The sequence below is a fragment of the Bradyrhizobium sp. USDA 327 genome, from assembly GCF_041262065.1.
Classification (GTDB): Bacteria; Pseudomonadota; Alphaproteobacteria; order Rhizobiales; family Xanthobacteraceae; genus Bradyrhizobium; species Bradyrhizobium liaoningense.
The window spans coordinates 6690085-6714373 of the sequence record NZ_JBGCCW010000001.1; the positions used below are offsets into that span (position 1 = coordinate 6690085).

18 protein-coding genes and 1 pseudogene are annotated in these 24289 nt (G+C 64.6%); 11 read left to right on the forward strand and 8 right to left on the reverse strand.

Annotated elements, in window-relative coordinates:
• Window positions 1-119 precede the first annotated feature (119 nt).
• Window positions 120-2159 (reverse strand): methyl-accepting chemotaxis protein, encoded by a 2040-nt coding sequence (locus ABIA42_RS31680; RefSeq protein ID WP_370117755.1) that lies wholly within the window; start codon window positions 2157-2159, stop codon window positions 120-122.
• A 321-nt stretch (window positions 2160-2480) separates the two neighbouring features.
• On the opposite strand from ABIA42_RS31680, the gene ABIA42_RS31685 reads away from it, so the two are divergent.
• The 4 genes from ABIA42_RS31685 to ABIA42_RS31700 all read left to right on the forward strand — a co-directional run bounded on the left by ABIA42_RS31685 (window position 2481) and on the right by ABIA42_RS31700 (window position 7521).
• Window positions 2481-2966, forward strand: coding sequence for a (2Fe-2S)-binding protein (locus tag ABIA42_RS31685; RefSeq protein ID WP_028181083.1), 486 nt, complete (start codon window positions 2481-2483; stop codon window positions 2964-2966).
• Window positions 2967-3053: 87 nt separating this feature from the next.
• Window positions 3054-5396 (forward strand): xanthine dehydrogenase family protein molybdopterin-binding subunit, encoded by a 2343-nt coding sequence (locus ABIA42_RS31690; protein WP_028181082.1) that lies wholly within the window; start codon window positions 3054-3056, stop codon window positions 5394-5396.
• Window positions 5397-5411: 15 nt separating this feature from the next.
• A complete protein-coding gene (locus tag ABIA42_RS31695) occupies window positions 5412-6212 on the forward strand; it encodes a xanthine dehydrogenase family protein subunit M (protein ID WP_370117752.1) in 801 nt (266 codons plus the stop codon).
• Window positions 6213-6408: 196 nt separating this feature from the next.
• A complete protein-coding gene (locus ABIA42_RS31700; RefSeq protein WP_370117749.1) occupies window positions 6409-7521 on the forward strand; it encodes a CaiB/BaiF CoA transferase family protein in 1113 nt (370 codons plus the stop codon).
• 351 nt (window positions 7522-7872) lie between these two features.
• Here the strand turns inward: ABIA42_RS31700 and hppD are convergent, their stop codons facing one another.
• Window positions 7873-8991, reverse strand: a complete 1119-nt coding sequence (gene hppD, locus ABIA42_RS31705; protein WP_370117746.1) for a 4-hydroxyphenylpyruvate dioxygenase — start codon at window positions 8989-8991, stop codon at window positions 7873-7875.
• 121 nt (window positions 8992-9112) lie between these two features.
• Here hppD and ABIA42_RS31710 point away from each other — a divergent pair, with 121 nt between their 5' ends.
• Both ABIA42_RS31710 and ABIA42_RS31715 read left to right on the forward strand, forming a co-directional pair.
• Window positions 9113-9592, forward strand: a complete 480-nt coding sequence (locus tag ABIA42_RS31710) for an Lrp/AsnC family transcriptional regulator (RefSeq protein WP_319336138.1) — start codon at window positions 9113-9115, stop codon at window positions 9590-9592.
• Window positions 9593-9665: 73 nt separating this feature from the next.
• On the forward strand, window positions 9666-9977 hold the full coding sequence (locus ABIA42_RS31715) for a DUF1272 domain-containing protein (protein ID WP_370117744.1): 312 nt from the start codon (window positions 9666-9668) through the stop codon (window positions 9975-9977).
• A 116-nt stretch (window positions 9978-10093) separates the two neighbouring features.
• Here ABIA42_RS31715 and fahA read toward each other — a convergent pair whose 3' ends face one another.
• From fahA to ABIA42_RS31740, 5 genes and pseudogenes are all read right to left on the reverse strand, one after another.
• Window positions 10094-11362, reverse strand: coding sequence for a fumarylacetoacetase (gene fahA / locus ABIA42_RS31720; RefSeq protein WP_271527680.1), 1269 nt, complete (start codon window positions 11360-11362; stop codon window positions 10094-10096).
• A 141-nt stretch (window positions 11363-11503) separates the two neighbouring features.
• Window positions 11504-12850, reverse strand: a complete 1347-nt coding sequence (gene hmgA, locus ABIA42_RS31725; protein ID WP_271527679.1) for a homogentisate 1,2-dioxygenase — start codon at window positions 12848-12850, stop codon at window positions 11504-11506.
• Between the two features lie 2 nt (window positions 12851-12852).
• Complete coding sequence (locus tag ABIA42_RS31730) at window positions 12853-13809, reverse strand: MBL fold metallo-hydrolase (RefSeq protein WP_370117740.1); 957 nt, start codon at window positions 13807-13809, stop codon at window positions 12853-12855.
• An 18-nt stretch (window positions 13810-13827) separates the two neighbouring features.
• The gene (locus tag ABIA42_RS31735) at window positions 13828-14052 is read right to left on the reverse strand and encodes a DUF2783 domain-containing protein (RefSeq protein WP_271527677.1); all 225 of its coding nucleotides are present in this window, start codon (window positions 14050-14052) and stop codon (window positions 13828-13830) included.
• 8 nt (window positions 14053-14060) lie between these two features.
• A pseudogene (locus tag ABIA42_RS31740) lies at window positions 14061-15675 on the reverse strand (FAD-dependent oxidoreductase).
• A 110-nt stretch (window positions 15676-15785) separates the two neighbouring features.
• Here ABIA42_RS31740 and ABIA42_RS31745 point away from each other — a divergent pair.
• Entirely contained in the window at window positions 15786-16319 is a 534-nt protein-coding gene (locus ABIA42_RS31745) for a MarR family winged helix-turn-helix transcriptional regulator (RefSeq protein WP_028178783.1), read from the forward strand.
• A gap of 118 nt (window positions 16320-16437) precedes the next feature.
• Here the strand turns inward: ABIA42_RS31745 and ABIA42_RS31750 are convergent, their stop codons facing one another.
• Window positions 16438-17244, reverse strand: a complete 807-nt coding sequence (locus tag ABIA42_RS31750; RefSeq protein ID WP_370117735.1) for an N-acyl homoserine lactonase family protein — start codon at window positions 17242-17244, stop codon at window positions 16438-16440.
• 366 nt (window positions 17245-17610) lie between these two features.
• On the opposite strand from ABIA42_RS31750, the gene ABIA42_RS31755 reads away from it, so the two are divergent.
• The 4 genes from ABIA42_RS31755 (at window position 17611) to ABIA42_RS31770 (ending at window position 24192) form a co-directional block, all read left to right on the forward strand.
• Window positions 17611-19143: a caspase family protein gene (locus ABIA42_RS31755; protein WP_271527674.1), complete on the forward strand. Its 1533-nt coding sequence runs from the start codon at window positions 17611-17613 to the stop codon at window positions 19141-19143.
• Between the two features lie 143 nt (window positions 19144-19286).
• Complete coding sequence (locus ABIA42_RS31760) at window positions 19287-19958, forward strand: OmpA family protein (RefSeq protein WP_271527673.1); 672 nt, start codon at window positions 19287-19289, stop codon at window positions 19956-19958.
• A 155-nt stretch (window positions 19959-20113) separates the two neighbouring features.
• On the forward strand, window positions 20114-21043 hold the full coding sequence (locus tag ABIA42_RS31765; RefSeq protein ID WP_370117731.1) for an efflux RND transporter periplasmic adaptor subunit: 930 nt from the start codon (window positions 20114-20116) through the stop codon (window positions 21041-21043).
• Complete coding sequence (locus ABIA42_RS31770) at window positions 21043-24192, forward strand: efflux RND transporter permease subunit (protein WP_271527671.1); 3150 nt, start codon at window positions 21043-21045, stop codon at window positions 24190-24192. The genes ABIA42_RS31765 and ABIA42_RS31770 overlap by 1 nt, the downstream gene beginning before the upstream one ends.
• Window positions 24193-24289: the final 97 nt, after the last annotated feature.

Genomic DNA, 24289 nt, shown 5'->3' on the forward strand with positions numbered 1-24289 from the left:
ACAAATCGATTGCCGCGCCAATCTCCGCTGTCATCCCGGACAAGCGCGCGCCTGGGGGCGCGCTTGTCCGGGACGACGGCGGAGTGTGAGGCCGCGGCGCGACCTCGGAGGCCGCGAACCTACGCCGCCCGGATGTTCGCCATGAAGCGGTCGAGCTCGGCGCGCAGGCGGGTGCTTTCGCTCGACAGGGTCTTGGCCGAATTCAGCACCTCTTCCGAGGCCGAGCCGGTCTCGGCGGCGCCGCGGTTGACCTCGCCGATATCGGTGGCGGCCGTCTGCGTGCCCTGCGCGACCGTCTGGACGCTGCGGGCGATCTCCTGGGTGGCGGCGCCCTGCTGCTCGACCGCGCTCGCGATCGACGTCGAGATCGACGAGATCTGGCCGATGGTCGCGCCGATCTCCTTGATCGCGGCGACCGATTCGGCGGTGGCCCCCTGCATGCCCGCGATGTGCGAGGAGATCTCGTCCGTCGCCTTCGCCGTCTGGCTCGCCAGCGATTTCACTTCGCTCGCAACCACCGCAAAGCCGCGGCCGGCTTCACCCGCGCGGGCCGCCTCGATGGTGGCGTTGAGCGCGAGAAGGTTGGTCTGCTCGGCGATCGCCGTGATCAGCTTGACCACCTCGCCGATCTGCTGGGCGGCATGCGACAGCTTGCCGATGCGGCCGTCAGTCTCCTTGGCCTGCACCACGGCAGCCTCCGCAATGCGGCTGGAATCGCGGACCTGGCGGCCGATCTCCTCGACCGAGGCCGAGAGCTCTTCCGTCGCGGTCGCGACCGACTGCATGTTGCTGGATGCTTGCTCGGAGACGCCGGCGACCTGGCTCGACAGGCTCTGCGTGGTCTCGGCGGTGCGGGTCAGCGTCGAGGCCGCCGATTCCAGCTGCACGGCCGAGGCCGAGACGTTGGAGACGATGGCGCCGACCGCGCTCTCGAAATCATCGGCAAAGCGGATCAGCTCGGCACGGCGGCTCGCGGCCTGCTCCCGGTTCTGGACCTCGCTGGCGGCGGCGTCACGCTCGGCCTTGGCCACCGCCTGAACCTTGAACTCCTCGACCGCGCCGGCCATCTCGCCGATCTCGTCCTTGCGGCCGAGGCCCGGCAGCACCACGTCGAAATTGCCCGACGCGAGCTCGCGCATCGCCTTGCACATCGCGATCATCGGACGCGAGATGCCGGTACCAAGCAGAAAAGCAAGGACCGCGCCGAGCAGCGTGCCGCCAACGGCCAGCATCAGCACCAGCTGCTCGGTCCGCCCGATGGTCGCCTCCGACTCCGAATCCAGCCGCTGCTGCTCGGCGAGGAGGTCGGCCTTCATGGTGGTCGCTCCTTGCAGGATCGCACCGGCGGAGCCGTTCATCTCGGTGACGAGCTCATCGACCAGCCTGGCATTGGCGATCAGCTTCTCCAGCGCTTCGCGATAGGCGCCGAGCAGAGCCTTGGCATCCTTCAGGCCGGCGACGACCTTGTCGTCCATGGAATAGATCGCACCGAGCGAGTTCTCGACGAATTTCAGCCGCGCCAGCGCGCTGGTGGCGATCGCCTGGTCGGAGGTCAGCACGAAATTGGTCGCCGCCGCACTCGCCGTCTGGAACTGGGCGTTGACCTGCTTCGTGCCGAACTCGATCGCCTGCGCTTCGGAGTCGGAGGCGTTGTTGCCGATATCGTCCAGCTTGTATTTCAAGAGATTGGCGTTGCGGCTGAGCTGGTTCTGCACCAGCAGCGCACTGTCGCGCTTGGCCTTGAGCACCTTTGCGAAGGTCGCGGAGAAGTTGGAGAACTCCTTGGCGAGCTTGTCGAGGCTCTCCTGCCGCGCCGGCGTCTTGGCGCCCTTCACCGCCTGGTCGATGGCGTTCTTCAGGCTGCCTTCAGCATCCAGCGCCGCCTTGGCGTCGTCTTCCTTGCCGGTCACCACGAAATAACGGGCGGCCGAACGATAGGCGAGCAGCTCGCGATCGATGTTGCGGGCGAGATCGGCCTCGGAAACGCTGCTACGGTACGACCCGACCCCGGAGGCGACCCGCTCGAAGCCGAAATAGGAGAAAGCCATGCTGCCGGCGGAAATCACCAGCACGGCGGCGAAGCCGAGAATGATCTTTGCACGGAACCTGAGGGCCGGAAACAGTGTACGCTTAGACGGCGACGCGATACGCCCGGACATTCCCACCCCCATTTGTAATTCAGCCGCGATCCGGAGGCGCCCCGCCCCCGACCTGGATGCGCAAAACTAAGGCAGAATCGATAAGGGGCGGTAAATTTGGCAGGCCCGCACGATGCTCGCCGCGTCGGCCAAAGGCCGATCTGGATCGAGATGATTGCTGGCATCCCACGCCAGCCCGGCTGCTCCGCCTCCCAAATCCTCGCGCGTCGAACTGGATCAATGACTTTTCAATGACGCCGGCGACCAAAATCCTAGTTGCAAAGTTCCGGGCCGCTGTCTCTAATTAGAAGCAATCAAAATCAATCCCGGGAGGACTACGCCGTGTCTAAAGTCAACCTGACAGTGAACGGCAAGGCCGTTGCTGTCGACGTCGAGGACCGCACGCTGCTGGTCCAGCTCCTGCGCGATCACCTCAACCTCACCGGAACCCATGTCGGCTGCGACACCAGCCAGTGCGGCGCCTGCGTCGTGCACATGGATGGCCGTGCGGTGAAATCCTGCACGATGCTGGCAGGGCAGGCCGATGGCGCCAGCATCACCACGATCGAGGGCATCGCCAAGGGCGACGAGCTGCACCCGATGCAGGCTGCCTTCCGCGACAATCACGGCCTCCAATGCGGCTATTGCACGCCGGGCATGATCATGTCCGCAATCGACATCGTGCAACGCCATGGTGGCCAGCTCGACGAAGCCACCGTCCGCCAGGAGCTTGAGGGCAATATCTGCCGCTGCACCGGCTACCACAACATCGTGAAAGCCGTGCTGGATGCGGCCGGACGCATGAAGGTCGCGCAGGCGGCCGAGTAGAGCGGCCGTCGCGAAGCAAGAAAATCACCACTCCCGCTTTCGAGGGAAAGCGCGGGTCAACAAAAATTCCGGTCGGGAGGACCAGACATGGGTGTTGAAGGCATCGGCGCACGCGTCGTGCGCAAGGAAGACAAGCGTTTCATTACCGGCAAGGGCCGCTACGTCGACGACATCAAGCTGACGGGCATGACCCATGCCTATTTCGTCCGTAGCCCGCACGCGCACGCCAAGGTGAAGGGGATCGACTCCTCCGCGGCGCTGAAGATGCCGGGCGTGGTCGCGGTGCTCACCGGCAAGCAGCTCGTCGACGACAAGGTCGGCAACCTCATCTGCGGCTGGGCCATCACCTCCAAGGATGGCAGCCCGATGAAGATGGGCGCATGGCCGGCAATGGCGCCCGAGACGGTGCGCTTCGTCGGCCAGGCCGTCGCCGTCGTCATCGCCGAGAGCAAGAATCTCGCACGCGACGCGGCGGAAGCCGTCGTCGTCGATTACGAGGAGCTTCCCGCGGTCGCCGACATGCAAGCTGCCATCAAGGCCGGCGCGCCCCAGCTTCATCCCGAAGCGCCCGGCAACCAGGTCTATGACTGGGTCATCGGCGACGAGGGTGCCACCGATGCCGCCTTTGCCAAGGCTGCCAATGTGGTGAAGCTCGACGTCACCAACAATCGTCTCGCCCCGAACGCGATGGAGCCGCGCGCGGCCATCGCCGATTACGACGCGGCTGAGGAGCACTTCACTCTATATACGACCTCGCAGAACCCGCACGTCGCCCGCCTCGTGCTGTCGGCGTTCTACAACATCGCGCCCGAGCACAAGCTGCGCGTGATCGCCCCCGACGTCGGCGGCGGCTTCGGCTCCAAGATCTTCATCTATCCCGAGGAGATGGTGGCGCTGTGGGCATCCAAGAAGGTCGAGCGTCCCGTGAAATGGACGGGTGATCGCACCGAAGCCTTCCTCACCGACGCGCATGGCCGCGACCACATCACCCATGCCGAGATGGCGTTCGACGCAAACAACAAGATCATCGGCTTGAAGGTGAAGACCTACGCCAATTTCGGCGCCTACATGTCGCTGTTCTCGTCCTCGGTGCCGACCTACCTCTACGCGACCCTGCTGTCGGGCCAGTACAACATCCCGGCGATCCATGCCGAGGTGATCGGCGTCTACACCAACACCACGCCGGTCGACGCCTATCGCGGCGCGGGCCGCCCTGAGGCGAGCTATCTGATCGAGCGGCTGATGGAGACGGCGGCGCGACAGTTGAAGGTGGACCCGGCGGAGCTGCGCCGGAGCAACTTCATCACCCAGTTCCCGCACCAGACGCCGGTGATCATGGCTTACGACACCGGCGACTTCAACGCTTCGCTCGATGCCGCGATGAAGGCGATCGACTATGCCGGCTTCCCCGCCCGCAAGGCCAAGGCGAAGGCCGACGGCAAGCTGCGCGGCATCGGCGTGTCCTGCTACATCGAGGCCTGCGGCATCGCGCCGTCGAAGGCGGTCGGCAGCCTGGGCGCCGGCGTCGGCCTGTGGGAATCGGCCGAGGTGCGCGTCAACCCGGTCGGCACCATCGAGATCCTCACGGGATCGCACAGCCACGGCCAGGGTCACGAGACCACCTTCTGCCAGCTCGTCGCGGAACGGCTGGGCATTCCGATCAGCCAGGTCTCGATCGTCCATGGCGACACCGACAAGGTGCAGTTCGGCATGGGCACCTACGGCTCGCGCTCCGCGGCCGTCGGCCTCACTGCGATCCTGAAGGCCATGGAGAAGATGGAATCCAAGGCCAAGAAGATCGCGGCGCATGCGCTGGAAGCCTCGGAAGCCGACATCGTCATCGAGAACGGCGAGTTCAAGGTGACCGGCACCGACAAGGCGATCGCCCTGCCGATGGTCGCGCTCGCGGCCTACACCGCACACAATCTGCCTGACGGGATGGAGCCGGGCCTGAAGGAGAGCGCCTTCTACGACCCGACCAACTTCACCTTCCCGGCCGGCGCCTATATCTGCGAGCTCGAGGTCGATCCCGGCACCGGCAAGACCTCCTTCGTCAACTTCGTCGCGGCCGACGATTTCGGCCGGCTGATCAATCCGATGATCGTCGAGGGCCAGGTCCATGGCGGTCTCGCGCAAGGGATCGGTCAGGCGCTGCTCGAGCACGCGATCTACGATGCCAACGGCCAGCCGGTCACGGCCTCGTTCATGGACTATGCCATGCCGCGCGCCGACGATTTGCCCTCGTTCAACCTTTCCCACACCACGACGTTGTGTCCGGGCAATCCGCTCGGCATCAAGGGCTGCGGTGAGGCCGGCGCGATCGGGGCGTCAGCGGCCGTGATCAACGCGATCACGGACGCGATCGGCAAGAACAATCTGGAAATGCCCGCAACCCCTGATCGGGTGTGGCGCACGGTCCACGCGGCTTAAGAGGGAGGAACGAAGATGTACCAGACCACCTATCATCGCGCCTCCTCGGTCGACGAAGCCGTCAGCCTGTTCGGCAAGAGCAGCGAGGCGAAGTTCCTTGCCGGCGGCCAGACGCTGCTGCCGGTCATGAAGCAGCGGCTCGCCGCACCGTCGGACGTCATCGACCTCGGCAAGATCAAGGAGTTGCAGGGTGTCGAACTATCGGGCGACGTACTGACCATCAAGGCCGCCACGACCTATTACGACATCATGCAGAATGCCGATGTGAAGAAGGCGATCCCCGCGATCGCCTATCTCACCTCGGTGCTCGGCGATCCCGCGGTGCGCTACCGCGGCACGATCGGCGGCTCGATTGCGAACAACGATCCTGCCGCGGATTTCCCGGCCGCTCTGCTCGCGCTCGGCGCCACCGTGAAGACCAACAAGCGGTCGATCTCGGCGGATGACTTCTTCAAGGGCCTGTTCACCACGGCGCTCGAAGACGGCGAGATCATCACCGCCGTGTCATTCCCGGTGCCGGCGAAGGCAGGCTACGAAAAGATGCGGCATCCGGCCTCGCGCTTTGCGCTGACCGGCGTGTTCGTCGCGCAGACCAAGTCGGGCGAGGTTCGGGTGGCCGCCACCGGTGCCTCGCAAAGCGGCGTGATGCGGGTGCCTGCGATCGAGGCCGCGCTGAAGGCGAACTGGTCGCCCTCGGCGATCGACAACGTGACGATTTCGGCGAGCGGACTGCTGGCCGATATCCACGGCACGGCGGAGTACCGCGCCAATCTCGTCAAGGTGATGGCCCAGCGCGCGGTCGCCGCTGCGCGCTGATAGCGCCTCTACGCAAATTTTCCGCGGCGCGCACTTCGGTGCGCGCCGTTTTTATTTGGCCATGCGGCATGAAAACCGCTTGCCTCGCTGGCGGGAAGGCGAGAAAAGTTAATCAGCCGATTAACTCGCCCCCAAGAGCAACGTGAGGCGTTTGCCGGATCACCGGCACCTGCCCGCGACCCGAGGAAACAACAACGTGCTCGATAAATCAGCCCCCACCTCATCCGTCCGCGCCTCCGGCCCGCTCTCGGGCTTTCGCATCGTCGAATTCGCCGGCATCGGACCTGGTCCGTTCGCCTGCATGATGCTGGCCGACATGGGCGCCGACGTCGTCACGCTCGATCGCGTCGGTGCGAAGAAAAGCATGAAATCCGTCGCCGGCCGCGGCCGCAAGGTGATCGAGCTCGACCTCAAGGACAAGGCCGCGATTGCACAGGTGCTCGACCTGCTTGCCAGCGCCGATGCGCTGGTCGAGGGCTTCCGTCCCGGCGTGATGGAGCGGCTCGGGCTCGGGCCCGAATTGGTCCTCGCGCGCAACCCCAAGCTGGTCTATGGCCGCATGACCGGCTGGGGCCAGGAAGGCCCGCTCGCCAACTCTGCGGGGCATGACATCAACTACATCTCCATCACCGGTGCGCTTGCCGCGATCGGCACGAAGGAGGCGCCAGTGCCGCCGCTCAATCTGGTCGGCGATTTCGGGGGCGGCGCACTTTATCTCGTCGTCGGCGTGCTCGCGGCGCTCCTGGAGGCGCAGAAGTCCGGTAAAGGCCAGGTCGTCGATGCCGCCATGTGTGACGGCGCGGCATCGCTGATGTCGTTCTTCTTCGACATGACCGCGATGGGACGCTGGTCCGAGGGGCGTAACCAGAACTTCCTCGATGGCGGCGCGCATTTCTACGGCGTCTATGAATGCGCCTGTGGCCATTTCGTCTCGATCGGCTCGATCGAGCCGCAATTCTATGCGCTGCTGCGCGAGCACGCCGGGCTCAGCGACGCCGATTTCGACGCGCAGATGGATCCCAAGGCCTGGCCCGCGCTGAAGGAGAAGCTCAAGACGGTGTTCAAGAGCAAGACGCGTGAGGACTGGTGCAAGATCATGGAAGGCACCGACATCTGCTTCGCGCCGGTGCTGACCATGTCGGAGGCGACAAAGCATCCGCACATGGTCGCGCGAAAGGTCTTCGTGGAGCGTCACGGCATCAAGCAGCCGGGGCCGGCACCGCGCTTCTCGCGCACGCCCTCGACGGTGCGGGAGCCGGAGCCGGCGGAGATCGCCGCGGTGATGCAGGCGTGGAAGGCGGCGAAGTAGCCCAGCGCACAGACCTGTAGGGTGGGCAAAGGCGCGACGCGCCGTGCCCACCATCACTCCGCAATTCCCATAGAGGTGGTGGGCACGCTTCCGCCTTCGCTCTTCGAGCTACGGCGGACAAGTCGCTTTGCCCACCCTCCTACTTCAATTTCCGCTGTCGTCCCGGGGCGCGCGAAGCGCGAGCCCGGGACCCATAACCCCAGGGAGTGGTTTGGCGACGGCTCGGAGTTTTCACTTCGCGCGACAACTCCTCCCTGTGATTATGGGTCCCCGCCCCCGTGCGCAATTGCGCACTAGGCGGGGACGACAGCTGTTGTGACGCGGCAGCTGTGCCCGCACGCGCCGCGCGACCTACGCCGCGCTATCCACCTTCAACACGCCGCGCCGGATCTGATCCTCCTCGATCGATTCGAACAGGGCCTTGAAATTGCCCTCGCCGAAGCCGTCGTCGCCCTTGCGCTGGATGAACTCGAAGAAGATCGGGCCGATCGCGTTGGCGGAGAAGATCTGCAGCAGCACCTTGGTCTGGCCGCCCTCGACGACGCCCTCGCCATCGATCAGGATGCCGTTCTTCCGGAGCCGCACGACGTCTTCCCCATGCTTGGGCAGGCGCGCATCGATCTTCTCGAAATAGGTGTCGGGCGGCGACGGCATGAAGGGCAGGCCGGCCTCACGCAGGCCTTCGATGGTGCGGTAGATGTCGCGGCAGCCGCAGGCGATGTGCTGGATGCCCTCGCCGCGATAGGTCTTGAGATATTCCTCGATCTGGCCAGACTCGCCGGCGTCCTCGTTGATCGGAATCCTGATCTTGCCGTCCGGGCTCGTCAGCGCGCGCGAGAACAGGCCGGAGGCGCGGCCCTCGATGTCGAAGAAACGGATCTGGCGGAAGTTGAACAGCTTCTCATAGAAGCCGGCCCAGACGTCCATGCGGCCGCGATGAACGTTGTGGGTGAGATGGTCGAGATAGAACAGGCCGGCGCCGACCGGCCGTGGATCGCGTGCGCCGAGCCATTCGAACTCGGCATCATAGGCCGAGCCGTTGGCGCCGTAGCGGTCGACGAGATAAAGCAGGCTGCCTCCGATCCCCTTGATCGCGGGGACATCGAGCGTTTTCTGCGCCGATGGCACATCGGCAGGTTCGGCGCCGAGCGAAATCGCGCGGTCATAGGCCGCCTTCGCGTCGACGATGCGAAAGGCCATCGACGGCGCGCAGGGGCCATGTGCGGCGACGAACTCGTAGCCGTGGGTTCCGGGCTGCTCGTTGACGAGATAGTTGATGTCGCCCTGGCGGTAGACCGTGATCTTCTTGGTCCTGTGGCGCGCGACGGGCGCATAGCCCATCAGCTTGAACAGCGCGTGCAGCTCTTCCGGATTGGGATGCGCATATTCGACGAACTCGAACCCGTCGGTGCCCATCGGATTGTCGGCGCTGATCGTGGCCGGCGGTGCATCGTGCGGAAACGGACCCATGCTGTTCTCCCAATTTGCTGCCGGGAGGAACTATCCTTCATAGCATGCGCAAGGGGCGTGCAAACGGGACGCGATTTCGCTACCCTATGCACGCTTTGTGCAAGAAATGGACGATTGACGCATGATTCCCGTGGACGCCTTCGACCTCAAGATCCTGGGCGCACTCCAGGACGACGGCCGCCTCACCAACCAGGAGCTCGCCGAGCTCGCTGGCCTCTCCGCCTCGCAATGCTCGCGCCGGCGGATGCGGCTGGAGGAGGAGAAGGTGATCGCGGGCTATCATGCCGACCTCTCCAGCGAGGCGCTCGGCTTCGGCGTGATCGCCTTCATCCAGGTGACGTTGGCCACGCATTCGCCGGATAACTCCAAGCGTTTTCGCGCGCTGGTGAACCGGATCGACGAGATCCAGGAAGCGTATTCGCTCACGGGCGACGCCGACTATGTGTTGAAAGCCGTGCTGCGCGACCTCAAGGGCCTCTCCAACCTCGTCAACGACGTCTTGATGCCGCACCAGAGCGTGGCGCATGTGCGCTCCTCGATCGTGCTCGACAGGCTCAAGGAAAGCTCACGGCTGCCGCTCAAGGAAATCAGAGCCGGCTGAAATCGAGGGAACTATGGCATTCGCGCGGAGCGCGCGATCTGCGATGATCCGGCTCCACGTGCGGAGCTTCGACATGGCCCTCCAGCTTCGGCCGAACTGCGAATTTTGCGACCGCGACCTGCCGCCAAACGCAACGGACGCGCGGATCTGCTCCTATGAATGCACATTCTGCGCGGATTGCGTCGAGGCGAAGCTGTTCAACGTCTGCCCGAATTGCGGCGGCGGCTTTGCCCCGCGCCCGATCAGGCCGGCGCAGGAGTGGCGCCCCGGCGTGTGCACGAGCAAGCAGGCGCCGTCCGACAAGCGGGTGCATTTGAAGTACAGCGTGGAGGATGTCGCGGCGCATTGCGCGAGGATCAAGGACGTGCCGCCGGAGAGGCGGTAGTTACGGGGCCGTCGTTCCGGGGCGCGCAAAGCGCGAACCCGGAACCTCGAGATTCTCAGGTGCGCAATTGCGCACCGTAGTTCGATGCTTCGCATCGCCCCGGAATGACGGTGACCCTACTCCGCCGGCAGAATCGTCCCCTCGACCTCGCCGAAGCCGACGCGATAGCCATTGCCCTGGCACCAGCCGCGCATGACGAGGCTGTCGCCGTCTTCCAGGAACGAGCGCTTGGCGCCGCCAGGCAGGTCGACCGGCTCGGTGCCATTCCAGCTGATCTCCAGAAGACTGCCGCGCTGGTCCTTCTCGGGGCCGGAGATGGTGCCGCTGCCTAGGAGATCGCCGACATTCATGGCGCAGCCGCTGGAAGCGTGGTGCATGAGCTGCTGCACCGAGGACCAGTACATGTACTTGAAATTGGTGCGACTGATGCTGGCGGGTGCATTGGCGCCCGCAGCGCGCAAGGACACATCCAGCTCGACATCATAGTTCTGCGGCTTCGTCTGCTTGAGATAGTCGAGCGGCACCGGCTCCTGCTCCGGCCCCTTCAGCCGGAACGGCTCCAGCGCCTCGCGCGTCACCACCCAGGGGCTGATCGAGGTCGCAAACGCCTTGGCGAGAAACGGCCCGAGCGGCACATATTCCCATTGCTGGATGTCGCGCGCGCTCCAGTCGTTGAGCAACACGAAGCCGAAGATCATGTCTTCGGCTTGGCCCTCGTTGAGCATGCCGCCCATCGGCGATGGCTGGCCGATGACGACGCCCATCTCCAGCTCGAAATCGAGCCGCTTGCACGGCGCAAAGCTCGGCAGCTCCACATTCGGCGGCTTCAGCTGCCCGCGCGGGCGCTTCACCTTGGTGCCTGACACGACCACGGTCGAGGCCCGGCCGTTGTAAGCGATGGGCATATGCAGCCAGTTTGGCTGCAGCGCGTTGTCCTTGCCGCGGAACATCACGCCGACATTGGTGGCGTGCTCTTTCGAGGAATAGAAGTCGGTGTAGCCGGAGACGGTGAAGGGCAGATGCAGTTTGGCAGCCGACATGGGAACCAGGGCCAGCTTGCGCAACTCGTCATTGTCGCGCAATTCGGGATTGTCGTGCCGCAGGAGTTCGCTGATCCGCGCGCGGGTCGTCGACCACACTTTTGGGCCTAACGACATGAACGGGTTCAGGCTGCCTGCCGCAAAGATCCCCGGCTGCCCGACATCGAGGCGGCCATCCTGCTCGAGCTCCCAGAGATCGAGAATGTAGGCGCCGATGGCGACACCGACGCGCGGCGCCAATCCATTCGCCGAGAACACGCCATAGGGCAGGTTCTGGATCGGGAAGTCGGAGGCGGGATCGACGTCGATGAAGGAGCGGAGGCTGGGGTCGTTGGGGTGGGGCATTGGCTTCCTGCCGGATGTTTTTTTACAGTTTCTTCGCCGTCATTCCGGGGCGCGCGGAGCGCGAGCCCGGAATCCATAACCACGATCGTGAGTATGGATTCCGGGCCTGCGCCTTCGGCGCATCCCGGAATGACGAAGTAACTACGGCCGGCTCGGATCGAACCGCTTCTCCAGTCCGTTCCAGCAATCGGCATAGTCGTCCTGGAGCGTCGAGGATTTCGCAGCATGCGCGGTGACGCGCTGCGGGTAGCGGGTCTCGAACATGAAGGCCATGGTGCCCGTCAGCTTCACCGGCTTCAATTCGCCATTGCTGGCATGCTCGAAAGCGTCGCGGTCCGGGCCGTGCGGCAGCATGCAATTGTGCAGGCTCATGCCGCCGGGGACGAAGCCCTGCGGCTTGGCGTCGTAGACGCCGTAGATCAGTCCCATGAACTCGCTCATGATGTTCATGTGGTACCAGGGCGGACGGAAGGTGTTCTCGGCGACCATCCAGCGCTCGGGGAAGATCACGAAATCGATGTTCGCGGTGCCCGCGGTCTCCGACGGCGAGGTCAGCACCGTGAAGATCGACGGGTCGGGATGATCGAAGCCGATCGCGCCGACGGGAGAGAAGGTGCGCAGATCATATTTGTACGGCGCATAATTGCCGTGCCAGGCGACGACGTCGATCGGCGAATGCGGCAGCGTGGTCTTGAACAGCGAACCGCCCCACTTCACGAACAGTTCGGTCGGCGTGTCCTTGTCCTCGTAGTTCGCGACCGGCGTGAGGAAGTCGCGCGCGTTCGCGAGGCAGTTGGCACCGATCGGACCGCGCTCCGGCAGGGTGAAGGCACCGCCGTAATTTTCGCAGAGATAGCCGCGCGCCGGGCCATTCGGAATCTCGACCCGGAACTTGACTCCGCGCGGGATCACCACGATCTCGCCGGGCTCGGCGTCGATGCGGCCGAACTCCGTGACGAGGCGCAAGACGCCCTGCTGGAGCACGAACATCAGCTCGCCGTCGGCATTGTAGAAATGCTGATCCACCATCGATTTGGTGATGAGGTAGACATGCGCGGCCATGCCGGCCTGGGTGTTCACGTCACCCGCCGTCGTCATGGTCTGCACGCCCTCAACGAAGGTGACATCCTCCTTGGGGAGCGGCGTCGGATCCCAGCGCAGCTGCGCGATCGGCAGCTCGTATTCATGGCACGGTGCCGAGCGCCACAGGCCGGCATCGACCTTCTCGAACCGGCCGGAATGCTTCACCGAAGGCCGGATGCGGTACAGCCAGGAGCGCTCATTGGCGCCGCGCGGCGCGGTGAAAGGCGAGCCCGAGAGCTGCTCGGCATAGAGCCCGTAGGCGCAGCGCTGCGGCGAGTTGCGCCCGATCGGCAGCGCGCCCGGCAGCGCCTCGGTCTCGAAAGAGTTGCCGAAGCCGGACATGTAGCCGGGCGTCACCTGGGCCGAGCTGCGGATGATCTGGTCAGGCGAGGTATTGATGTTCATGACTATCCTCCTCCTTGCAAGGCAGCCCACATTTCCTGATCGCGCTTGTCGGTCCAGATCACGGGGTCGTCGATCCCCGACGCCTCGTCATAGGCGCGCGACACGTTGAACGGCAGGCAGTGCTCGTAGATGGCGAAGCTGGAAAATTTCGGATCCATCACCTCGCGGGTCGCAGCCATCGATTCCTTCAGCGTGCGGCCCTTGGCGACCGAGATTTCGGCCGCGCCATAGAGCGAGGTGACGAAGTCGCGCGTCATCGCGATGGCCTCGCGCACCGTGGCTGTGCCCTTCAGCGCATCGCCGCGGCCCGGCGCGATCGCCTTGGGATTGAAGTTGCGGATCTCGTTCAACGTCATCGGCCATTCGCGCAAATGCGCATCGCCGCAATAACAGGCCGAGTGATATTCGATCAGGTCGCCGGAGAACATCACCTCCGCGTCCGGCACCCAGGCGACGATGTCGCCGGAGGTGTGGCCGGCCCCCAGCTGCATCAGGCGAACCTCGCGCTTGCCGAGGTAAATCGTCATCTCGCCTTCGAAGGTCAGCGTCGGCCAGGTCAGGCCGGGGATGCTCTGCGCATCCTGGAACAGCCGCGGGAAGCGGCCGTATTCGGAATCCCAGTCCTGCTTGCCGCGCTCCTCGATCAGCCGATAGGTCTCCTGCGAGGCGACGATGCCTTGCGCCTTGTAGGCCGAGGCGCCAAGCACGCGCACGGCGTGATAGTGCGACAGTACGACATATTTGATCGGCTTGTCGGTGACGGCACGCACGCGCTCGATCACCTTGTTCGCCATCGCGGGCGTCGCCTGTGCGTCGAACACGAGGCAGCTGTCGTCGCCGACGATGACGGCGGTGTTCGGATCGCCCTCGGCGGTGAAGGCATAGAGGTCCGTACCGATCTCGGAGAAGGTGATCTTCTTCTCGGAGAGATCGCCGGTGGATGCGAAGTTCTTCGCCATCAATTCGTCCTTACAGGTCTATTGCTGTTGCTGTTGTTGCTGCTGACCGTCGATCATGCGGCGCTTCGCCAGCCCGATCGCCTCCTGCAGCACGTCGATATCGCCGATATGGTTGGCGAGGATCAGCACCAGCGCCGAATCGAGATCGGCGCTCTGCTCCTCGGTGAGCCCGCGATGCGCCTCGACGATGGCGCGGAAGGCGTCGTCGGGGCGTGCGAAGTTGGAACTGGTGGAAAGCGGCATGCGAAACCTCAATACAAGCCTTCGGCACGCGCCAGCGCTGCCGCGATCGTCGCACGCGCCGGATGGCGGAAGCGCGCCGCGACATAACCATCCGGCCTCAGCAGATAGGCGGCGCCCGGTTCGGCGCCGTAGCGCTTTGCGACCAAGCCCGAGGGATCGGCAAACCCGCCCTCGCCGCCCGATGCGGATGCCCTTGACGCCATCGGGCGCATCGATGGCCGCACCATTGCTGAACGACAGCAGGGTGAAGTCCGTTCCACCCTTGCGGAAGGCATCCGTCAGATAGATCTGCTCGCCGGCCGGCGTCGTGACGGGAGCGTCGAGCATGGAACAGCCGGGCGACGGTCCGCCGTGCCACGTATCCGCGTCGAGTGAGGACAAGGGGGAATCATAGCTGCATGGCACCGAAAGCCGGCCGCCATTGACCATGCGCTTGCCGAACTCCGTCTCCTTCGCCAGCGACAGCACCGCCTTGCGCAGCCGTGCCTCCTGATGTGAGTTCGGCGCCATGAAATCGGTCGAGCGGGTCGATTCGCGGATGTTCTCGTCGGCGGCTGCGCTACGCTCGATGTGATAGCTCTCGAGCAGGCTCGCGGGCGAGGTCCCGCGCAGCACCCGGTTGAGCTTCCAGGATAGGTTTTCGGCGTCTTCCAGCCCGGAATTGGCGCCGCGTGCGCCGAAGGGCGAGACCTGATGCGCGGAATCGCCTGCAAAGACCACGCGGCCATGGATGAAGCGGTCCATCCGCCGGCACTGGAATTTGTAGAGCGAGATCCACTCGAACGCGAACTTGTCGTGGCCGAGCATACGCGCGATCCGCGGCCGCACGTTCTCGGGCTTCTTCTCGACGACGGGATCAGCGTAGCGGTTGAGCTGGAGGTCGATGCGCCAGACATCGTCGGGCTGCCGATGCAGCAGCGCCGAACGCCCGGCATGGAACGGCGGATCGAACCAGAACCAGCGCTCGGTCGGGAATTCCGCAGTCATCTTGACGTCGGCAATGAGGAACTGATCCTCGAATACCTGTCCGGCGAACTCTGCGCCGACCATCTGCCGCAGCGAGGAGCGCGCGCCGTCGCAGGCGATGACATATTGCGCGAGCACGCGGTAGGCGCCCTCCGGCGTCTCGATCGTCAACGCGACGGAACCGTTGCGTTGCTCGAGCGCCGTCACCTTGTTGCGCCATCGCAGGTCGATCTCAGGCAGATCGTCGATGCGATCGACCAGATAGGCCTCGGCGTAATATTGCTGGAGATTGATGAAGGCCGGCCGCTTGTGGCCGTCCTCCGGCAGGAGATTGAACTGGTAAAGTTGGGATTCGCCGTGGAAGATGCGGCCGACGCTCCACACCACGCCCTTGTCGACCATGCGGTCGCCGACGCCGAGCCGGTCCCAATATTCCAGCGAGCGCTTCGAGAAGCAGATCGCGCGGGAGCCCTCGCCGATGCGGTCGGCATCATCCAGAAGGACGACACGCTGGCCGCGCTGAGCAAGATCGATCGCGAGCGACAGCCCGACAGGGCCCGCACCGACCACCACGACCGCGTGCTCGGCCGGGCTCTGGCCGGAACGATCCTGATCGGGGTGGCGTCGATAGCCGAACTGGGATTTGGCCTGTGCCATGCACTAACCTCGGCTCTGGTCAGGAGAGGACTGATCTGCTAGATAGTCTCACGTGCAACTATTTTGGACCGGAGCCGGCCGGCCGTCAACTGGAATTCGGAGCGCTTTCCTTGGCAAGGACATCCAGCGACATCGCGCTGAAGGCGCGCGAGACTTCGGCGCGGCCAAAGCCACGGCTCGACCTGTTCAAGTTCGTGCCGTTCCGCCTTAACCGGCTCGCAGCGGAAGTCAGCTCCGCGCTTTCGGTCGAATATCAGGAACGGCATGGCCTCGACATTCCGGCCTGGCGCGTGATCGCCACGCTCGGCTTCCGCAACGATGCCTGCAGCGCGCAGTACATCGCGCAATGCACCCGCACGCACAAATCCACCATCAGCCGCGCGGTGACCACGCTGCTCAACGACGATCTGATTGAACGGGTCGAGAACGAGGCCGACCGCCGCGAATTCCGGCTGCAACTGACGAGGAAAGGCCGAGCGCTCTACGAAGAGCTCTTCCCGCAATTGCTGCGGCGGGAAGACGAGATCCTCGCCTGCCTTTCCGCGCAGGAGCGCAGGCAACTCTCGGCCCTGCTCGGCAAGATCGAGCAGAGCCTCGATCTGATCCAGACCAGCGAAGAGGCCGACGCCAAGCAGGCGTATTAGTTAGCGTCATTCCGGGGCGCGCATAGCGCGAATCCGGAATCCATTTATCCGCGCAATTGGCCGCGCGATGGATTCCGGGCCTGCGCCTTCGTCGCATCCCGGAATGACGACTTCGCCGTCATTTCGCGAAAGATCGCGTCGGCGGCAAATGCAGCGCCCAGGCGTCGACCTTCTCGCTGGCGCGCGGATAGATCTCCGTCACGATCGGATCATGTCCGGGAATGAACCTGTCGGGATGGCCGGCAAGGCGCTCGATCGTCTCCCAGCCCTGCGCCATGTCGCCGACATTGTAGACGATCGGGAACGGGCTCCTGCGCTGCAGATTGGCATAGTAATGCGCAGCATCGGATGCCAGCACCACCGGGCCGCGCGCGGTTGCGACCCTGACCACCTGCAAGCCGTCGGAATGGCCGCCGACGCGATGCACGGTTACGCCCGGAGCAACCTCGCCGTCACCCGAATAGAAGCTGACGCGCTCGCCATAGACGTGGCGCACCATCTGCGTGACGTACTCGACCGAGAACGGATGTCGCAACAGGCCGTTGCACATGCAGCGGCCGGTCGCGTAAGCCATCTCGCGCTCCTGGAGATGGAAGCGCGCATTCGAGAAGCGGTCGAGATTGCCGGCATGGTCGTAATGCAGATGCGTCACGATGACGTCGCGAATCGCAGATGCGGCGATGCCGAAACGCTCCAGCGCATCGACCGGGTTGAGCGTCAGCTTGCGCGCCCGCGCGCTCGCCTCCTCGGCATTGAAGCCGGTGTCGACCAGAATGTCGCGGCCGTGCCCTCGGATCAGCCAGACGAAATAGTCGAGGTCCTGCGCCGCACTGTCATGTGGATCGGGTAGCAGGAAGTTCATGCTGGGGGTGCGCGGCGACATCGTCGCGTAGCGCAGGGCGTAGATTTCGTAGACGTTTCCCATGGTCTTGCTTTTCTGAGTCGGATCTTTTGGGACGATCGAGCACACCAAGCCATCGTCGGCAGGAAAGGTCAAACGGGGCGTTGCGTCGGGAGCCGGCCCTGCAATGTGAGACCAATCACATTTTTCATCGCCATGGTTGCCCTAACATGCTGCCGATAGGATCGAACCAGGCCGCGCCGAGTACCGTCATGACAGCCCGTCTATCCCCTCGCGGCACGCCCATACGTTGCGGTCAATCGCTACGATAATGCCGAATCTCCAAGCGGTTGACGCCCCCCGTCCCCGGTTTGATAATGCAAGAAGCGTAAGTTAAGGTCGCCGCGGCGCAAGCTGGAACGGCGCCTTTTTGGCTGGACCGCGCTGATTATGAAAATTCGCTTCTTTTTTCTTCTGCCCTTGCTCGTCTCGCTTGTCCCGACTGCCCCATCCTTTGCGGCCGGCGACCGTTTTGCGCTGGTCATCGGCAACGCCAAATATCCGGATGCGGATGCTCCGCTGAAGGAACCGATCAACGACGCGCGCGACGTGGCCGATGAGCTCAAGCGGGACGGCTTCTCGGTCGAGATCGGCGAGAACCTGACCGGCGACGCGATGCGCCGCGCCTTCGACAAGCTCTACGGCAAGATCAAGCCGGGATCGGTGGCGCTGGTGTTCTTCAGCGGTTTCGGCATCCAGTCGGCGCGCCAGAGCTACTTGCTGCCGGTCGATGCGCAGATCTGGACGGAGTCCGACGTGCGCCGCGATGGTTTCAGCCTCGAGACCGTGCTCGGCGAGCTCAACAGCCGCGGCGCCGGCGTCAAGATCGCGCTGATCGATGCGTCCAGGCGCAATCCGTTCGAGCGCCGGTTCCGCAGCTTCTCGGCCGGCCTGACCCCCGTCATCGCGCCCAACGGCACGCTGGTGATGTATTCGGCGGCGCTGGCCTCGGTGGTCTCGGACGCCGGTGGCGACCACAGCCTGTTCGTCCAGGAGCTGTTGAAGGAGATCCGCGTTCCCGACCTGATGGCCGAAGAGACGCTGAACCGTACCAAGATGGGCGTCACCCGTGCCTCTCGCGGCGAGCAGGTGCCGTGGATTTCCTCGTCATTGGCCGAAGATTTCTCGTTCATTCCGGGCGCCGGCGGATCGCGTCCCGCAACGACGCCGCCGCCCGCGCCTCCCGCTGCGCCGGCCGTCATCGCCAACAACCCGCCGCCGGCACCACCCGCCCCGCCGACACCGCCTCCGCCGCCGAAGCCGGCCGACACTGCTGCGGCACCCACACCCCCTCCTGCGCCCGCACCGGCCCCGTCGCCGAAGCCGCAGATCGAGGCTGCCCTGCCGCCACCACCGCCGCCGGTGAAACCGATCGATCCCGGTCCTGCGCCGAGCACGGACAGCGGGCCGAGCGCCGCCGTCCTGGCTGACGATCCCACCATCAAGAGCCTGACCGCCAAGATCGCCGCCAATCCGGACGACGTGAACGCGCTGTACCGGCGCGGCCAAGTCTATGCCAGCAAGGGCGCCTACAACCTCGCGATCAAGGATTTCGACGACACCATCCGGATCAATTCGAAGGACGTCGAGGCGCTGAACAACCGCTGCTGGACCCGCACCGTGGTCGGTGACCTCCAGGGCGCGCTGAAGGATTGCAACGAGGCACTGCGGCTTCGGCCGAACTTCGTCGATGCACTGGACAGCCGGGGACTCGTGAACCTCAAGTCGGGAGCGGTGAAGAATGCCATCGCCGATTTCGACGCGGCCCTGAAGATCAACCCGCGCCTCACTTCATCGCTCTATGGACGGGGCCTTGCCAAGCAACGCAACGGCTCCGCCCAGGAAGGGGCGCTGGATATCGCCAATGCCAAGGCGATGGATCCGAACATCGTTCAGGAATTCGCAAGCTACGGAGTGCGTTGATATTTTTTTGAATTGAGGCAGTCGAAGCCTCGAACCTTGAACGGGCCAAGAAAGACTAATGGGCGGATGCCGCAAGAGGCCTTTTCTGGGCTTGTTGCTGGAATTTGGAAGCACGCGAGCCGGCTGAGCAGGAGGGACTGGCTATGAGATTGGCTGCAAAAGGACTTACCGCGATCCTGTCCATCATCATCGTCGGCGCCGCTCTGTCATTGCCGCGCTCAGCCGCGTACGCGGGCGATGACGGCAACAGCAAGAATGTGACCGAGGACGAGATCGTCCGCGCGCTCGCGCCGCCGGCCAAGAAGCCCCTGACCCGCGGCCTCTCGATTGGCCCGCAGACCGAATCCGCGCCGAACGCGGCGGAGACCAAGCTGATTCAGTCCGTGCGCGGCCGCTCGACACGCTCGCTGTCGTCGACCGAGCGCGAGGAAATCGCTTCAGTCGTCAAGGACAAGCCGAACATCGATCTCGAAATCACGTTCGACTACAACTCCGCCAACATCAGCGCCAAGTCGATGCCCTCGGTGCAGGCGCTCGGCCGGGCGCTGACCAGTCCCGACCTGAAGGGCTCGACCTTCGTGGTCGCCGGCCACACCGACGCCGCCGGCGGCGAAGCCTACAACCAGGACCTGTCGGAGCGTCGCGCCGATTCGATCAAGCGCTACCTCGTCGAGAAATACAACATCTCCGCGACCGATCTCGTCACCGTCGGCTATGGCAAGAGCAAGCTCAAGAATCCGAGCCAGCCTCTGGCAGAGGTCAACCGCCGCGTGCAGGTCGTCAACATGGAAAACAAGACTACCGCGTCGAAGTGAGCCCGACGTAATCCTTTACAGTGAAAAGTCGTGATGTGGTGTAAGGTCTCGCTTCCAAAGCGCGTCCCGCAACCTTGCGGGACGCTTTATTTCAGGGAAACGCTCTGTCTGGGCCTCGCGCGGATGGCCGTGAGCCAGGCCAGGATGATCCGGCGATGAATCTGACCGAATATCTCAAGCCGGCCGGAACCGTGCTGTTCGTCGCCGTGCTCGGCGTCGGCTATTATCTGTTCGAGCATCGGCATCGCCCCGAAGCGAAGGAGACGCCGGGCGAGGCGCTCGTCATCGTGACGAAGTCGACCAACGCCTGCTTCTCCGACCTGGTGCGGGTGACAGGCTTCTTCGTGCCGCGCCGCGAGGCGGTGGTCGTTGCCGACCAGGAAGGCTCGAGAGTCACCGATCTCTTGGTCACCGAGGGCGCCATCGTCGCCGACAACCAGGAGCTGGCGCGCCTGACTGCGCCGCCGCAGATCCCGGGCCAACCGCAGCGACCCGGCCAACAAGGCCCGATCTCGTTGAGAGCACCTGCGCCGGGGCTCGTCACCGAGGTCCGCACCATCGTCGGCGCGCCGGCCTCGCCGCAAGCCGGTCCGATGTTCCGCATCGCCGTCAACAACGAGATCGAGCTCGACGCCCAGGTGCCGGCGGTGCACATGTCCAAGCTCAGTTCCGGCGCGACCGTGCGCATCAGCCGCGACGACGCGCCCGATTTGATCGGACGCGTCCGGCTGGTCGCGCCCGAAATCGACCGCACGACCCAGCTCGGGCGCGTCCGCATCAGCGTTACCAACAATCCATCACTCAAGGTCGGCGTGTTCGCCCGCGCCTCGATCGACGCCAAGCGCAGCTGCGGCGTCTCGATCCCCAAGACGGCGATCGATCATCTCATGGTGCAGGTCGTCAAAGGCAACATTGTCGAGACGCGCAAGGTGCGGGTCGGACTGTCGTCCGACAGCGCGACGGAAATCCTGGAAGGGCTCGAGGTCGGCGAAATCGTCGTGGCCGACGCCGGCTCTTCGCTCCATGATGGCGACCAGATCAAGACCATGTTCGCCGATGAACTCGATCGCACGCGGGTACGCTGATGGCTCTCAATATCTCGGCATGGTCGATTCGTCATCCGCTGCCGTCCGTCGTCTTTTCAATCATCCTCCTGGTTCTCGGCTGGACCTCCTTCACCAAGCTTGCAGTGACGCGGCTGCCCTCGGCCGACATCCCCGTGATCTCGGTTGCGGTCTCGCAGTTTGGCGCAGCGCCAGCCGAGCTCGAATCCCAGGTCACCAAGACGGTTGAAGACGCGGTCTCCGGCGTCGAGGGCGTCAGGCACATCACCTCCTCGATCACCGACGGCCTGTCGGTCACCACGATCCAGTTCGCGCTCGAGACCAACACCGACCGCGCGCTCAACGACGTCAAGGACGCGGTGACGCGCGTGCGCTCCAACCTGCCGCAGAACGTCACCGAGCCGCTGATCCAGCGCGTCGACGTCATCGGCCTGCCGATCGTCACCTATGCCGCGATCTCGCCCGGCAAGACGCCGGAGCAGCTCTCCTATTTCGTCGACGACGTGGTCAAGCGCGCGCTGCAGGGCGTACGCGGTGTCGCGCAGGTCGAGCGCATCGGCGGTGTCGAGCGCGAGATCCTGGTCTCGCTCGATCCCGATCGCTTGCAGGCAATGGGCCTGACTGCCGTCAATGTCAGCCAGAGCCTGCGCGGCACCAATGTCGACGTCGCCGGCGGGCGCGCCGAGATCGGCAAGAACGACCAGGCGATCCGCACGCTCGCAGGCGCCAAGACGCTGGGCGATCTCGCTGGCACCATGATCCCGCTGTTCGGCGGCGGCGAGGTCCGGCTCGACGATCTCGGCACCGTCACCGACACCATCGCCGACCGCCGCACCTTCGCCCGCTTCAATGGCGAGCCGGTGGTAGCGCTCGGCATCAAGCGTTCCAAGGGCGCCAGCGACGTGAAGGTCGCCGAAGCCGTGCAGAAACGCATCGACGCGCTGAAAGCCGCCTATCCCGAGGTCGACCTGAAGCTGATCGACACCTCGGTCGAGTACACCAAGGGCAATTACCACGCGGCGATCTCGACCCTGTTCGAAGGCGCCATCCTCGCCGTCGTCATCGTGCTCCTGTTCCTGCGCGACCTGCGCGCGACCATCATCGCCGCGATCTCGCTGCCGCTGTCGATCTTCCCGGCCTTCTGGGCGATGGACCTGCTCGGCTTTTCGCTGAACCTCGTCAGCTTCCTCGCCATCACGCTGTCGACCGGCATTCTCGTCGACGATGCCATCGTCGAGATCGAGAACATCGTCCGACACATGAACATGGGCAAATCGCCCTACCGTGCCGCGTTGGAGGCCGCCGACGAGATCGGCCTCGCGGTCATCGCGATCTCGCTGACCATCATCGCGATCTTCGCACCGGCGAGCTTCATGTCGGGCATTGCCGGACAGTTCTTCAAGCAGTTCGGCATCACCGTCTCGGTGCAGGTGTTCTTCTCGCTGCTCGCGGCCCGCTTCGTCACCCCGGTTCTGGCAGCCTACTTCCTCAAGCACCATACGCATGTGGAACCGCCGCCCGGCCGGATATTGCGGTCCTATCATCGGATCGTGGCCTGGTCGGTGAAGCACCATTTCATCACGGTGCTGATCGGCCTCGGCGTCTTCGCCGCCTCGATCTGGAGCATCACGCTGCTGCCGCAGGGCTTTCTGCCGGCGCAGGACAGCGCCCGCTCGCTGCTCGCCCTCGAGCTGCCGCCGGGCACCCAGCTCGCCTACACCGAAAAGGTCACCGAGGACATCGTCGCGCGCCTGCGCAAGCGGCCCGAGGTCAAGAGCATCTTCGTCGACGGCGGGCGCGTCCCGCCGGGGACGCAGGAAGTCCGGCGCGCCGCCCTGATCATCAACTACACGCCCAAGAACAGCCGCGACATCACCCAGCGCGAGCTTGAATTCTCGATCAGCCAGGAGCTGGAGAACGTTCCTGATATCCGCTTCTGGTTCCTGGACGAGAACGGCCTGCGCGCGATCTCGCTGGTGGTGACCGGTGTCGACCCCAACATCGTCAACAACGTCGCGAGCGAGCTTGCGACGCAGATGAAACGCATTCCCACCATCGCCAATGTGATCTCGGAGACCTCGCTGGAGCGTCCCGAGCTGCGTATCGAACCGCGCGCCGATCTCGCCGCACGGCTCGGCGTGTCCACCGAAAGCCTGTCGCAGACCATCCGTGTCGCCACCATCGGCGACGTTGGCCCTGCGCTCGCCAAGTTCGACGTCGGCGATCGTCTCGTGCCGATCCGGGTGCAGCTCGAGGATGCCGCGCGCGGCAATCTGAAGACGCTCGAACAGTTGCGCGTGCCGCTCGGCGAGCGCGGCGAGAAGGGCGGCGTGCCACTCTCGGTCATCGCCGACGTCAAGCTCGACCAGGGTCCGACCAGCATAAACCGCTACGACCGCGAGCGGCAGGCAACCGTCGCGGCCGACCTCGTCGGCTCCGCCGCGCTCGGCGATGCCACCAAGAAGATCTACGACCTTCCGGTCATGAAGACCCTGCCGAAGGGCGTGAAGGTCTCGCCCTCCGGCGACGCGGAAAGCCTGAACGAACTGTCCGACGGCTTCGCGACCGCGATCACGGCGGGACTGATGATGGTCTACGCCGTGCTGGTGCTGCTGTTCGGCACCTTCCTGCAGCCGATCACCATCCTGTTCTCGCTGCCGCTCTCGATCGGCGGCGCCATCGCCGCGCTGCTCGTCACCGGCAAGCAGCTCACCACGCCGGTGTGGATCGGCATCCTGATGCTGATGGGTATCGTCACGAAGAACGCTATCATGCTGGTGGAGTTCGCGATCGAAGCCATTCGCGCCGGCAAGCCGCGCGAGGAAGCCATGATCGACGCCGGCATGAAGCGCGCCCGGCCGATCGTGATGACCACGATCGCGATGGCCGCCGGCATGATACCGAGCGCGCTCGCGGTCGGCGCCGGCGGCGAATTCCGCTCGCCGATGGCGCTCGCGGTGATCGGCGGCCTGATCTTCTCGACCATCCTGTCGCTGGTGTTCGTGCCCGCGATGTTCATGGTGATGGACGATTTCGGCGCCCTGATCTGGCGCTTCGCCAAGCGGCTGATCGTGCACAGCGAGGATGCGGAGACGGACGATCATCACGGAGCGGCACCAGCGGAGGCGCCCCGCGTACCGAAGAATATCGTGCACCCGGCGGCGGAGTAGGATCGCGCGACTCGAGCGACGACGTCGCCTGTTGGGTGCGATGATGAGTGCGCCGCGAGCACTGGACGTTGTCGCATCGCTCGCAAACCTTCGGGAG

Excerpts from the sequence above, each read along its gene's own strand:
- ABIA42_RS31715 (WP_370117744.1), top strand. The coding sequence starts at position 9,666 with ATGGCCCTCCAGCTTCGGCCGAACTGCGAATTTTGCGACCGCGACCTG.
- fahA (WP_271527680.1), bottom strand. The coding sequence starts at position 11,362 with ATGCCCCACCCCAACGACCCCAGCCTCCGCTCCTTCATCGACGTCGAT.
- ABIA42_RS31690 (WP_028181082.1), top strand. The coding sequence starts at position 3,054 with ATGGGTGTTGAAGGCATCGGCGCACGCGTCGTGCGCAAGGAAGACAAG.
- hmgA (WP_271527679.1), bottom strand. The coding sequence starts at position 12,850 with ATGAACATCAATACCTCGCCTGACCAGATCATCCGCAGCTCGGCCCAG.
- ABIA42_RS31760 (WP_271527673.1), top strand. The coding sequence starts at position 19,287 with ATGAGATTGGCTGCAAAAGGACTTACCGCGATCCTGTCCATCATCATC.
- ABIA42_RS31765 (WP_370117731.1), top strand. The coding sequence starts at position 20,114 with ATGAATCTGACCGAATATCTCAAGCCGGCCGGAACCGTGCTGTTCGTC.
- ABIA42_RS31730 (WP_370117740.1), bottom strand. The coding sequence starts at position 13,809 with ATGGCGAAGAACTTCGCATCCACCGGCGATCTCTCCGAGAAGAAGATC.
- hppD (WP_370117746.1), bottom strand. The coding sequence starts at position 8,991 with ATGGGTCCGTTTCCGCACGATGCACCGCCGGCCACGATCAGCGCCGAC.
- ABIA42_RS31755 (WP_271527674.1), top strand. The coding sequence starts at position 17,611 with ATGAAAATTCGCTTCTTTTTTCTTCTGCCCTTGCTCGTCTCGCTTGTC.
- ABIA42_RS31750 (WP_370117735.1), bottom strand. The coding sequence starts at position 17,244 with ATGGGAAACGTCTACGAAATCTACGCCCTGCGCTACGCGACGATGTCG.
- ABIA42_RS31770 (WP_271527671.1), top strand. The coding sequence starts at position 21,043 with ATGGCTCTCAATATCTCGGCATGGTCGATTCGTCATCCGCTGCCGTCC.
- ABIA42_RS31695 (WP_370117752.1), top strand. The coding sequence starts at position 5,412 with ATGTACCAGACCACCTATCATCGCGCCTCCTCGGTCGACGAAGCCGTC.
- ABIA42_RS31710 (WP_319336138.1), top strand. The coding sequence starts at position 9,113 with ATGATTCCCGTGGACGCCTTCGACCTCAAGATCCTGGGCGCACTCCAG.
- ABIA42_RS31680 (WP_370117755.1), bottom strand. The coding sequence starts at position 2,159 with ATGTCCGGGCGTATCGCGTCGCCGTCTAAGCGTACACTGTTTCCGGCC.
- ABIA42_RS31735 (WP_271527677.1), bottom strand. The coding sequence starts at position 14,052 with ATGCCGCTTTCCACCAGTTCCAACTTCGCACGCCCCGACGACGCCTTC.